Annotated in this window: 12 protein-coding genes and 1 tRNA gene; 8 read left to right on the forward strand and 5 right to left on the reverse strand. The window is 57.6% G+C overall.

Going from position 1 to position 12,004, the window contains the following annotated elements:
* Positions 1-22 precede the first annotated feature (22 nt).
* The 7 genes from sufB to EV660_RS05290 all read left to right on the forward strand — a co-directional run bounded on the left by sufB (position 23) and on the right by EV660_RS05290 (position 6,148).
* Complete coding sequence (gene sufB / locus EV660_RS05260; RefSeq protein ID WP_071482102.1) at positions 23-1,534, forward strand: Fe-S cluster assembly protein SufB; 1,512 nt, start codon at positions 23-25, stop codon at positions 1,532-1,534.
* 32 nt (positions 1,535-1,566) lie between these two features.
* Positions 1,567-2,328, forward strand: coding sequence for a Fe-S cluster assembly ATPase SufC (gene sufC, locus EV660_RS05265; RefSeq protein WP_071480708.1), 762 nt, complete (start codon positions 1,567-1,569; stop codon positions 2,326-2,328).
* Entirely contained in the window at positions 2,328-3,623 is a 1,296-nt protein-coding gene (locus tag EV660_RS05270; RefSeq protein ID WP_071482103.1) for a SufB/SufD family protein, read from the forward strand. The genes sufC and EV660_RS05270 overlap by 1 nt, the downstream gene beginning before the upstream one ends.
* Before the next feature lie 79 nt (positions 3,624-3,702).
* Positions 3,703-4,203, forward strand: coding sequence for a hypothetical protein (locus tag EV660_RS05275; protein WP_071480709.1), 501 nt, complete (start codon positions 3,703-3,705; stop codon positions 4,201-4,203).
* Positions 4,204-4,228: 25 nt separating this feature from the next.
* A complete protein-coding gene (locus EV660_RS05280) occupies positions 4,229-4,801 on the forward strand; it encodes a Yip1 family protein (RefSeq protein ID WP_071480710.1) in 573 nt (190 codons plus the stop codon).
* Between the two features lies 1 nt (position 4,802).
* Positions 4,803-6,023 carry a cysteine desulfurase gene (locus tag EV660_RS05285; RefSeq protein WP_071480711.1) on the forward strand — a complete coding sequence of 407 codons (1,221 nt, stop codon included), beginning with the start codon at positions 4,803-4,805 and terminating at the stop codon, positions 6,021-6,023.
* 48 nt (positions 6,024-6,071) lie between these two features.
* Positions 6,072-6,148 (forward strand) — tRNA-Arg (locus tag EV660_RS05290).
* A 114-nt stretch (positions 6,149-6,262) separates the two neighbouring features.
* On the opposite strand, the gene EV660_RS05295 is transcribed toward EV660_RS05290, so the two are convergent.
* On the reverse strand, positions 6,263-7,432 hold the full coding sequence (locus EV660_RS05295) for an alpha-hydroxy acid oxidase (RefSeq protein WP_071480712.1): 1,170 nt from the start codon (positions 7,430-7,432) through the stop codon (positions 6,263-6,265).
* A gap of 61 nt (positions 7,433-7,493) precedes the next feature.
* Complete coding sequence (locus EV660_RS05300) at positions 7,494-8,042, reverse strand: SRPBCC family protein (RefSeq protein ID WP_071480713.1); 549 nt, start codon at positions 8,040-8,042, stop codon at positions 7,494-7,496.
* Positions 8,043-8,192: 150 nt separating this feature from the next.
* On the opposite strand from EV660_RS05300, the gene EV660_RS05305 reads away from it, so the two are divergent.
* Positions 8,193-8,858 (forward strand): GntR family transcriptional regulator, encoded by a 666-nt coding sequence (locus EV660_RS05305; RefSeq protein ID WP_071480714.1) that lies wholly within the window; start codon positions 8,193-8,195, stop codon positions 8,856-8,858.
* Between the two features lie 38 nt (positions 8,859-8,896).
* On the opposite strand, the gene EV660_RS05310 is transcribed toward EV660_RS05305, so the two are convergent.
* The 3 genes from EV660_RS05310 to EV660_RS05320 all read right to left on the reverse strand — a co-directional run bounded on the left by EV660_RS05310 (position 8,897) and on the right by EV660_RS05320 (position 11,951).
* On the reverse strand, positions 8,897-9,574 hold the full coding sequence (locus tag EV660_RS05310) for an ABC transporter ATP-binding protein (RefSeq protein WP_071480715.1): 678 nt from the start codon (positions 9,572-9,574) through the stop codon (positions 8,897-8,899).
* The gene (locus EV660_RS05315; RefSeq protein ID WP_071480716.1) at positions 9,567-10,853 is read right to left on the reverse strand and encodes a lipoprotein-releasing ABC transporter permease subunit; all 1,287 of its coding nucleotides are present in this window, start codon (positions 10,851-10,853) and stop codon (positions 9,567-9,569) included. Before EV660_RS05315 ends, EV660_RS05310 begins: the two co-directional genes overlap by 8 nt.
* A gap of 231 nt (positions 10,854-11,084) precedes the next feature.
* Positions 11,085-11,951 carry a DsbA family protein gene (locus EV660_RS05320; RefSeq protein WP_084634885.1) on the reverse strand — a complete coding sequence of 289 codons (867 nt, stop codon included), beginning with the start codon at positions 11,949-11,951 and terminating at the stop codon, positions 11,085-11,087.
* Positions 11,952-12,004 lie beyond the last annotated feature (53 nt).

The raw sequence follows: 12,004 nt of genomic DNA on the forward strand, positions 1-12,004 counted from the left end.
GATGAGAGAAAAAGGAAAGCACATGGCTGTACTGGACGAGACGCAAATGCGCGAAGGTGTGGACCGCGAGACTGTCGAAACAGTGCAGTCGATGGCGGGCACCTATAAGCACGGCTGGGAAACAGAAATCGAAATGGATTTCGCGCCCAAGGGCCTGAACGAAGATATCGTGCGCCTGATCTCGGAAAAGAATAATGAACCTGAATGGCTGCTGGAATGGCGGCTGGACGCCTATCGGCGTTGGTTGACGATGGAAAGCCCTGATTGGGCGATGCTGAACATCCCCGAGATCGACTATCAGGAACAGTATTATTACGCCAAGCCCAAGTCGATGGTCGAAAAGCCGAAATCGCTTGATGAAGTTGATCCCAAGCTGCTGGAAACCTATGCGAAACTTGGAATTCCGCTGAAAGAACAAATGCTTCTGGCCGGTGTTGAAGGTGCGGAAGAGGGCCGCAAGGTCGCTGTTGATGCCGTGTTCGATTCTGTATCTGTTGGCACGACCTTCAAGAAAGAACTGGCAGAGGCTGGCGTGATCTTCTGTTCCATCTCGGAAGCTGTGCAGGACCACCCGGAGTTGGTGAAGAGATATCTCGGCTCTGTTGTGCCACAGAATGACAATTACTTTGCGGCGCTGAATTCGGCTGTGTTTTCAGACGGTAGTTTCGTCTACATTCCTGCGGGCGTGAAATGCCCGATGGAATTGTCCACCTATTTCCGCATCAATGCAGAGAATACGGGCCAGTTCGAGCGCACGCTGATTGTGGCGGAAAAAGGCAGCCATGTCAGCTATTTGGAAGGCTGCACGGCACCCAAGCGTGACACAAACCAGCTACATGCGGCGGTGGTCGAGATTGTCGTGCTGGAAGATGCAGAGGTGAAGTACTCGACCGTGCAGAACTGGTTTCCGGGCGATGAAAACGGCAAAGGCGGGATTTACAATTTCGTCACCAAACGCGCCGATTGCCGCGAGGACCGCGCAAAAGTGATGTGGACGCAGGTCGAAACCGGCAGCGCGATTACTTGGAAATACCCCTCCTGCATTCTGCGCGGCGATGACACGCAGGGCGAATTTTACTCAATCGCCATCGCCAATAACTGGCAGCAGGCCGATACGGGCACGAAAATGGTGCATCTGGGCAAGAATTCACGCTCGCGCATCGTGTCCAAGGGGATTTCGGCAGGGCACGCGCAAAACACCTATCGCGGGCTTGTCTCAATGCACCCGAAGGCCAAGGATTCACGCAATTACACGCAATGCGACAGCCTGCTGATCGGCGATAAATGCGGCGCGCATACTGTGCCTTACATCGAGGTACGCAACGCATCGAGCCGTGTGGAACATGAGGCCACCACCTCCAAGGTCGATGACGACCAACTGTTCTACTGCCGTCAACGCGGCATGGATGAGGAAGAGGCAGTGGCGCTGGTGGTTAACGGGTTCTGCAAGGAAGTGTTGCAGGAATTGCCAATGGAATTCGCAATGGAAGCGCAAGCGCTTGTCGCAATTTCGCTTGAGGGCTCGGTGGGCTGACACGCCCCAAGGAATGAAACGAGGAAAAGAATATGCTGGAAATCAACAACCTGCACGCCGAACTTGAAGAAGATTCTGGAGTGAAGATCCTTAAGGGTCTGTCGCTGACCATCAAGCCGGGCGAGGTTCATGCGATCATGGGCCCGAACGGGTCGGGTAAATCGACGTTGTCCTATGTCCTGTCAGGCCGCGACGGGTATGAAGTGACCGAGGGCAGCGCCACGCTGGAAGGTGTTGACCTGCTGGAGATGGAACCCGAAGAGCGCGCAGCCGCAGGCCTGTTTCTGGCCTTTCAATACCCGGTCGAGATTCCCGGTGTGGGCAACATGACCTTCCTGCGTACCGCCGTGAACGCCCAGCGCAAGGCGCGTGGCGAGGAAGAGCTTTCTGCCGGGGAATTTCTGAAAGTCGTGCGCGCGAAGGCCAAAGAGTTGCAGATTGACGCGGAGATGCTGAAACGCCCCGTGAATGTGGGCTTCTCAGGCGGCGAGAAGAAGCGCAATGAAATCCTGCAAATGGCAATGCTGGAACCAAAAATGTGCATTCTTGATGAGACGGATTCCGGCCTTGACGTGGATGCGATGAAGCTGGTGTCTGACGGTGTGAACGCGCTGCGCGATGCGGGGCGGTCATTTCTGGTTATCACGCATTATCAAAGGCTTCTGAACCATATTCAACCTGATGTCGTGCATATCATGTCTGAGGGGCGGATCATCAAGACGGGCGGGCCAGAGCTTGCACTTGAAGTTGAAGAGAATGGTTATGCCGACCTGATGGCGGAGGCGCAGGCATGATGCCGCGTGCGAAACTGAAAGCCCAGAAAGTTGAGGCTGCGAATGCCCTGTTGGACGGGCGCGCGTTGCCGCAAGGCGGCGCATGGATCACGCGTGCGCGCAGTGACGCGGAACAGCGCGTGCGCGACATGGGTTTGCCGACCAAACGCGATGAATACTGGCGTTATACTGACCCGCGACGCCTGACGTCTGCCGATGTCGTAGCGGGTGCGTTGCATGACACGCAAGGCGAAGCGCCTGCATTCGACGCGTTTGACCGGGTCAAGCTGGTATTTGTCGATGGTGTGTTTGACGCCGACGCATCCGATCCAATGGCGTTGGATGGGGTTGAGATTTGCCAGCTTTCACAGGCGGCCATGACAGACCTGCACTGGGCGCGTGATATTTACGGGGCATTGGAAGCGCGCGGACAATCGCCTGTTGAACGCCCGCTTGCCAGCCTGAACACGGCCTATGCGACCGAAGGCGTGCTGATCCGTGTTACGGGCAAGCCAGCAAAACCGATCTCGTTGATCTACCAGCGCAAGTCCGAAACATCTGACGCGATGGTTCACCATGTGATCCGTGTCGAGTCCGGTGCGGAGGCGACGATTCTGGAGAATGGCCCCTTTGCCACGCGGTTCAATCAGGTGATGGAAGTTGACATTGCCGATGGTGGGACGCTGCATCACATTCGTGCGCAGGGCCGCGACCATGAACGCGCAGGTTCTGCCCATTTCTTTGCGCGTTTGGGGGCAGGGTCGCATCTCAAGTCCTTCACTCTGACCGCGAATGGCGCGCTGATCCGCAATGATTCCGTGATCTGGCTGGATGGGGGCGAGGGGTCTGCGCATGTGGCCGGTGCAACTGTGGGTGATGGCGCCTTTCACCATGATGATACGGTGTTTATCACACATGGCGCGCCGCGTTGCGAAAGCCGTCAGGTGTTCAAGAAAGTGTTGCGTCACGGTGCCGTTGGTGTGTTTCAGGGCAAGATTCTGGTGGACCAGATCGCGCAACTGACCGATGGCTATCAGATCAGTCAATCGCTGTTGCTGGACGAAGATGCACAGTTCCTGGCCAAGCCGGAGCTTGAAATCTATGCGGACGATGTGAAATGTTCGCACGGGTCCACCTCGGGCGAGATTGACAGCAACCAGCTTTTCTATCTGCGCGCGCGCGGTGTCCCGGAGGATACGGCGAAAACGCTTCTGGTTCTGGCCTTTCTGGCCGAGGCGCTGGACGAGATTGCAGACCCCGCTTATGCCGAGGACCTTCGTGCCAGATTGGAAGCGTGGTTTGAACGGCGTGGTTGATGGCGGTTGTAAATCGCGTTAAATCAACGCCCGTCCGGTAAGGTCGGGCGGACCACGCAGTCAGACAGGGGCGTATGCAATGTCGGTTACGAGCAATATGGTGCGCACCTATCGCGCCCCTCGGGCAACGATTCGGGGCATGATTACCCAAGGTATCCGCGAGCCGCAAATTTTGGTATTTGCGCTTGCCTCTTGCGGGCTGATCTTTGTCGCGCAATGGCCGGGCTTGTCGCGGGCCGCGACGCTTGACCCCTCGATCACATTCGAGCAGCGCATGGGCGGTGCCATGTTTGGCATCATGTTCATGCTGCCTTTGCTGTTATACGCGGTCGCCGGTCTGTTGCAGCTTGTGATGCGTGTTCTGATAGGGCCAGTGCAGGGGATTCATGTCAGGTTGGCGCTGTTCTGGTCCTTGCTGAGTGTGACACCGCTGATGCTGGCGCAGGGGGGGCTTTCGGCCATTGTCGGGCCGACCCCGGCCGTGACCGCTTTCGGGTTTGTGGTGACGGCGGTCTTTCTTTACATACTTGCGGCGGGGCTTGTGGAAGTGGCGCGCCCGCGTCATGGAGAAGCTTCCTGAGGGCTGGCCAAAAGGGACTTAACGCATGAATTTGAATGCCGCCAATGTCAGCGCGCTTGTGCGCCTAACGATGACGCGCCCGCGTGAAGCGGCAGGGCGTCTGCTGGATATGAATATCCCCGATGATGCGCGCTGGTTGGGCTTTGTCATTGTCGTTGTTCTGTCGGTTATTATTGGCCAGATCTCGGTTCTTCTGATGGGCGAGGAAGGGTTTCAGGGCAGTATGCTGTTCATGGCCATGTTCCAGACCTCGATCTTGCTGGGGATGGTGGTTGCGGTTCAGGGAATCGGGCGCGCGCTAGGGGGCAGTGGCACGTTTCCCGATACGCTGATGCTGGTGGCGTGGCTGCAATTCGTGATGCTGGTGTTCCAACTGATCCAGATTGTAAGCCTGCTGATCTTGCCGGGTATATTCGGGCTGATCACAATTGTCGCACTGGTGTTCTTCATGTGGATGCTGACAAATTTCATCATGGCGCTACATGGATTTGTGTCGCCGATCAAAGTCTTTGTCGGCATCATTTTCTCGTTTTTCGGCATGGCCATCGTTCTGGCTATCTTGCTGGGCATGATGGGGCTTGCGCCAGGAGGGGTGTAATATGCTCGATATCGGGCGGGTGCGCGCGGATTTTCCGATTCTGGAGCGCAAGGTCAATGGCAAGCCATTGGTCTATCTGGATAGCGGGGCTTCTGCCCAGAAGCCGCGCGCGGTCATTGACGCGGTGACGCGCGCTTATGCGGAAGAATATTCCAACGTCCATCGTGGGTTGCACTACCTGTCCAATCTGGCGACAGATAAATATGAGGCTGTTCGCGGCACATTGCAGCGCTTTCTGAATGCAGCGCATGAGGATGAGATCATCTTCACGACAGGCACCACAGAGGGGATCAATCTGGTTGCCTATGGCTGGGCCATGCCGCGGTTCGAGGCGGGCGATGAAATCGTGCTGTCGATCATGGAGCACCATGCCAATATCGTGCCGTGGCATTTTCTGCGCGAGAGGCAGGGCGTTGTGCTGCGTTGGGTCGATTGTGCGCCCGACGGTTCACTTGACCCGCAAGCGGTGATTGATGCGATCGGCCCGCGCACCAAACTTGTGGCGATCACACATATGTCGAATGTGCTGGGCACTGTGGTCGATGTTGCCGCGATAAGTTCGGCTGCGCGTGAAAAGGGCGTGCCAGTTCTGGTTGATGGGTCGCAGGCAGCGGTGCATATGCCCGTCGATATGCAGGCGATCGGCTGCGATTTCTACGCGGTCACCGGGCACAAGCTGTATGGTCCTTCTGCCTCGGGTGCGATCTATATCAGCCGCGCACGTCAGGCAGAGATGCGCCCATTTCTGGGCGGCGGCGACATGATCCGCGAAGTGACGCGCGATACTGTCATCTATAACGACCCCCCCCATAAGTTTGAGGCAGGCACCCCCGGAATTGTCCAGCAGATCGGCTTGGGCGTTGCGATCGAGTACATGATGGCGCAGGGCATGGAAGCCATCGCCGCGCATGAAACTGATTTGCGCGATTACGCGCAGCAACGGCTGGCGGGGCTGAACTGGCTGACTATTCAGGGCACGGCCCCCGGCAAGGGTGCAATCTTCAGTTTCACACTCGAAGGGGCGGCCCATGCGCATGACATCTCGACTGTGCTGGACAAGAAAGGCATCGCGGTGCGTGCCGGCCAGCATTGCGCGGCGCCGCTGATGGATCATCTGAGAGTAACCGCCACCTGCCGCGCGTCTTTTGCCATGTACAACACCCGCGAGGATGTCGATGCACTGGTCGAAGCGCTGGAATTGTGCCACGAGCTATTTGCCTGAAAAGGGCGATTGCATCACGGCATATGTCGTTCTATAGACGCATCAGAAGCACCCATAGCTCAGCTGGATAGAGCGCTGCCCTCCGAAGGCAGAGGTCAGAGGTTCGAATCCTCTTGGGTGCGCCATTTTCCAATGTTTGCAACGTGTTTCGCTGAGTGCGATGTAATTGCTTGGGGATTGGCGGCGAAAATGCGCCCCAGCGACTGCACTATGGCAGTGCCGGGGCCGCAGCGTATGAATTACAAAGGCACGGATGGATCGCCAAAGCCCTGAGGGACATACAGGTTTTGTGCGCCAAGGTTTTTCACATCCGTTTCGCCACACAGGGCCATTGTGACATCAAGCTCCTTGTGGATCACTTCCAACGCCTTGGTCACGCCAGCCTCGCCCATCGCGCCCAGCCCATAGGTATAGGCGCGCCCGATATAGGTTGCCTTGGCCCCTAGCGCCAGCGCCTTGAGCACATCCTGACCCGAGCGGATGCCGCTATCGAGATGGATTTCGACATCCTTGCCCACAGCCTCGACAATCGAGGGCAGCATACGGATGGAACTGACCGCGCCATCCAGCTGGCGGCCACCGTGATTGGACACGACAATCGCATCCGCGCCGACATCTGCCGCGCGGCGCGCATCTTCGGGCTCCATTATTCCCTTTACGATAACCTTGCCGCCCCACCATTCCTTGAACTGTGCGATTCGGTCCCAGTTCAGCGCCGGATCGAATGCCTCGGCGGTCCAGGTGGAGAGGGATGAGGGGTCGCTAACGCCTTTCGCATGGCCGACGATATTTCCGAAGAAGCGGCGCTTGGTGCCCAGCATCTCCAGCCCCCAAGGGATTTTGGTCATCATATTGGCGATGGATTTCGCAGTGAGCTTGGGCGGGGCAGACAGGCCGTTCTTGAGGTCCTTGTGGCGCTGGCCCAGAACCTGAAGATCGACCGTGATGACGATGGCCGAGCACTTGGCCTCATGCGCGCGCTCGAACAGGCGGCGCATGAAATCGTCGTCCTTTAGCGTATAGACCTGAAACCAGAACGGGGTTTTCGTATGTGCGGCCACATCCTCGATCGAACAGATCGACATTGTTGACAAGGTATAGGGGACGCCGAATTTTTCTGCTGCGCGGGCGGCCTTGATCTCGCCATCGGCAGATTGCATCCCTGTCAGCCCGACCGGGGCTAGGGCGACCGGCATCGCCACATCCTGCCCGATCATCTGCGATTTGGTCGTGCGGCCAGACATGTCCACCGCAACGCGCTGCTTTAGCCGGATTTGTGCGAAATCCGAGGTGTTTTCACGAAAGGTCTGTTCTGTCCAGCTGCCCGATTCCGCGTAATCATAAAACATGCGCGGGGTGCGTCGCTCGTAGATTTTGCGCAGATCCTCGATATTGGTAATGACGGGCATACGGGCTCCCCCTGAAATTGGTAAAAAAACTTTACCGAAGCCGGGGGGCTGATGCAAGCATTCAGCCCAGAACGCGTTTCACCCAGCCTTTCTTTTTGGCTGGGGCTTCTGACGCTTCGGAGTCCGCTGGCAATGTGGTGTCGGGGTCTGCCTCTTCTGTTGCGGGTGGGCCCTCGATTTCGGCTTGGAAACGGGTGAAAAATTCGGCGGCCATACGGCGTGCAAACCCGTCAACAATGCGACTGCCAAGCTGCGCCAGCTTGCCGCCGACCTTGGCGTCCACCTCATAGCTTAGCAATGTGCCGCCATCTTCGCCGGGCGACAGCCGGACATGGGCGTCACCTTTGGCAAAGCCTGCGGCACCGCCCTTGCCTTCACCCGACAGGGTGCAGCTTTCGCCCTCGACCACGTCCTTCATTGTCACGACGCCTTTGAATGTCGCTTTGACGGGACCGACCTTTTGCACGACAACAGCTTCATACCCTTCTGCCGCTGACCCGCTAAGTTCCTGACAGCCGGGCACACAGGCCCGCAACACTTCTGGGTCAAACAGCGCGGTCCAGACGGTTTCTGGCGGGGCCGCGATCTGGCGTTCATCAGACATATGCATGGCGTGACCTTTCCTTTATCGTTGTGCATAAGGTAGGGCATTGGCCTGTGCCGGAAAAGAAGGCTTTGGTCGCATGGACTTTGGTCTTAGGCTGTGGCTTGGGCAAGCTGCCCGATTGACGCTTGTGGAAATTTGAGGCCTGAATTTGCGATGCGTGATTTGACCAACCGCCCCAGCATATTGTCGGAACAACCGGCGCAGGCCGCACATGACCGTGTGTATCGGGGGCTGCGCCAACAGGTAATGCATGGGGAACTGCCGCCGGGGCAGGCGCTGACCTTGCGCGGTATTGGCAAAGCCTATGGCGTCAGCATGACCCCCGCGCGCGAAGCGTTGCGCAGGCTTACGGCAGAAGGGGCCTTGTCATTGTCGGCATCGGGGCGGGTCACAACGCCGGAGTTGAGCAATGACCGGATTGAGGAACTTGCGCAAATCCGGGCGCTGCTGGAACCTGAATTGGGCAGCCGCGCGTTACGGCGTGCGCATCTGGCCTTGATTGACCGGATGGAATCCATCAACGAGGCAAATGCCCGCGCGATCCATCGGCAAGACCCGGTGGAGTATATTCGCACCAATCTGGAATTTCATCGCACGCTGTATTTGCGCGCGCAAAGCCCTGCGATGCTGGGTTTGCTGGAAACGGTCTGGCTGCAACTTGGCCCCACCATGCGCGCCCTTTATACCCGATTGCGGCGCACAACAGCCCCGCCGCATCATCGCCTGATCTTGGAGGCCTTGCGCGCAGGTGATGATGCCGCGTTGCGACTGGCGCTGCGCACGGATGTGACGCAAGGCTTGCGGCATTTGCAGGGGTAGCAAGGGGTATAGCCTTGCAACATATGCCGCGCCAAGGATCAGGTGATCTGTCCGTCCTGCAAGTGCACCACGCGATCCATGCGGCGGGCAAGGTCCATGTTATGTGTTGCAATCAGGGCCGACAGCCCTGTGTCGCGCACCAGTGACATCAGCGCGGCAAATACCTGATCCGACGTGGCGGGGTCCAGATTTCCGGTCGGTTCATCGGCCAGAAGAAGGCTGGGTTCATTGGCCAGCGCCCGACAGAAGGCAACGCGCTGCTGCTCGCCCCCCGAAAGCGCGGCAGGGCGGTGGTCAGAGCGTGCGGCGATGCCCACGCGTTCCAGCAAGTCACGCGCGCGGTTTTCGGCCCTTGCCTGCGGCACGGCATTGGCAAGCTGCGGTAAAACCACGTTTTCCAGCGCAGAAAATTCGGGCAGCAAATGGTGGAACTGATAGACAAACCCAACCTGACCGCGCCGCGCTGCCGTGCGGGCACGGTCGCCCAGCCGTGTCATATCGGCCCCGTCAATATGCACAGCGCCGGTGTCTGGCGTGTCAAGCAGGCCCGCAATATGCAGCAAGGTAGACTTGCCTGCACCCGAGGGGGCGACCAGCGCCACAATCTCGCCCCGGTCGATTTGCAACGAGGCTTCGTGCAGGACTTTCACCTCGTTCGGTTTGCCTGCGTTATAGGTCTTGGAGATCGAATTCAGGGTCAGGGCTTGATCATTCATAGCGCAATGCCTCCACCGGGTTCATGCGTGCGGCGCGGCGCGCAGGAAAGATTGTCACGATGAAAGACAGCGACAGGGATAGCCCGACAGCTTTGAGCACATCGACCAATCGCAACTCTGCCGGCAGGTTGTATATGCCACGGATGGACGGGTCCCAGACCCCGCCACCTGACAGGTAATTCACAAGGCTGAAGATCTGGTCGATATACAGCGCGAACAGGCAGCCCAGAATGACACCGGCGATTGTGCCCAAGACCCCCACGCTGGCACCGCAGATGAAAAACACCCGCAAGACCGAACCTTCGCTTAGCCCCATTGTGCGCAAGATGCCAATATCGCGGCCCTTGTTCTTGACCAGCATGATCAGCCCGGAAATGATATTCATCGCCGCGATCAGGACAAGAATTGACAGGATCACGAACATGACATTGTCTTCGACATCCAGCGCACGCAGGAAGGCGCCTGCGCTGTCGCGCCATGTCCATAACATCGCGCGCTCTCCGCCCGCGCGTAGCAGGTCGCTGCGCATACTGTCGATCTGGTCGGGATTGGTGACCATCACCTCCATTTCATCGGCGACCCCGTCGCGGTTGAAATAGGTCTGCGCTTCTTCAAAGGGCATATATAACCGTGTTCGGTCAATGTCATAGCGCCCGGCGGTAAAGATATAGACCACCTCATAAGCGGATATGCGCGGGCTTGTGCCAAAGGCCGTGCGCGCGCCATCCGGTGAAATGACACGGATGGAATCGCCCAGCGAGATATTGAGTTCCCGCGCCACGCCAGAGCCAATCGCGACCCCTTCGCCAAAGCGCGAGATATCGCCCAAGGCTTGTTCCGGGTCAGCAATGCGGGGGATGGTCAGCAAGTTTTCCTTTGATATTCCAAAAACTTCGACCCCGGTGTTGCGCCCATGTGCAGAGGCCATGACTTGACCGCGAATAAGCGGGGCCACCCGCGTGACACCGCGTACGGCGGCAAGGCGTTCGGCCATATCTTCATAATCTTCGATAACACGGCTGGTGCGGCCTGAATCGTCAACATGGACCGAAGAGTAGATGGTCACATGCGCATTCGCACCAAGGATCGTATCGACAAATTCGGCCCGGAACCCCGAACGCACCGACAGGGTGGCGATCAGTGCAAACACAGCCAGCATGATCCCGAGGAATGAGATGATTGTCATGGCGCTGACGCCACCTTCGGCCCGGCGCGCGCGAAGGTAACGCAAGGCAATCATCCATTCAAATGCGGCAAAAGGGGGCGTGTGGCCGGTCATGCGTGAACTGTCCTGCTCTGGGTTTTGCCGCAAACTCTCGACAATGCGCGACGAGGTCAAGCATAAAGCACACCAGTTGCCATTGGTTTGATCGGCCGTCCCTGCAGGCAAGAGTGCCTTGTCAAGCTGACCAGCGGCGGGCGGATTGTGACCGGATTGACGATGTGCCGAAATAGAAAACGCCCGTCTGCGATGCAGAAGGGCGCTCTTTCTGTCTGGTCACAGAGCGTTTTAGTTTCGCAGGAAATCTGCTGTTTCGATCAGAACATCGGCTTCGACAAAACCACGGATCATTTCAGTTTCCATGACGAATGTCGGTGTCCCGCTGATCTGCAATCTTTGTGCAAGGGCGCGGTTCTCGGCCAGAATATTGCCGACCTCTTCGCTTTCCATTTCGGCAACAACGGCTTCGAAATCGAGGCCCAGATCACCCGCAAGGTCATCCAGATAGTCCGGGGTCACCGGGCCATCATGGCGGATAAGCGTGTCATTGACCTGTTCATAGATGTCATCGCCACCCAGTCGCAGGCTGGCGATGGCAAAGCGTGATGACAGTTCTGATTCTGGCCCAAGGATCGGAAATTCCTTGATGATCAGGCGGATACCGGAATCTGCTTCCAGCAGTTCCAGCACTTCATCATGGGCGCGTTTGCAAAAGCCGCAGCGATAATCCAGAAACTCGACCAATGTAATGTCGCCCTCCGGGTTGCCACCAACCCAGGAATGCGTGTCATTGAACAGCGCGTCTGCATTGGCTTCGAGGATCGCGCGGTCCATGTCGGCTTGCGCTTCTGCATTGCGTTGTTCAAAGGCGGCGACTGCTTCAAAGATCACTTCGGGATTTTGCAGCAGATAGCTGCGGACCTGTTCGCCGAATTCGGCATCAACACTTACAGTGCCGGGCACTGCACTGGCGCCCAGCTGTTCAAGGACATCTTCTTGTTGGGCAGCCTCTGCTTCAAGCTGTGCTGATTGTACCTGATTTGCATCTGCCACAGTCTGACCGTTGCCGCCCGATGATGTCAGAACAATCAGCCCAAGAGCAGAGGCGGCAAGGCATGTCCCTATCAGTGCAGTGTCGGTCAGCGGCAATGTCATTTGAAAGCTCCTGTATGTCTTGAATCGCGGCGATGGCTGTTTGATCGCATGCC

Source organism: Roseinatronobacter bogoriensis DSM 18756 (genome assembly GCF_004366635.1).
Lineage (GTDB): Bacteria > Pseudomonadota > Alphaproteobacteria > Rhodobacterales > Rhodobacteraceae > Roseinatronobacter > Roseinatronobacter bogoriensis.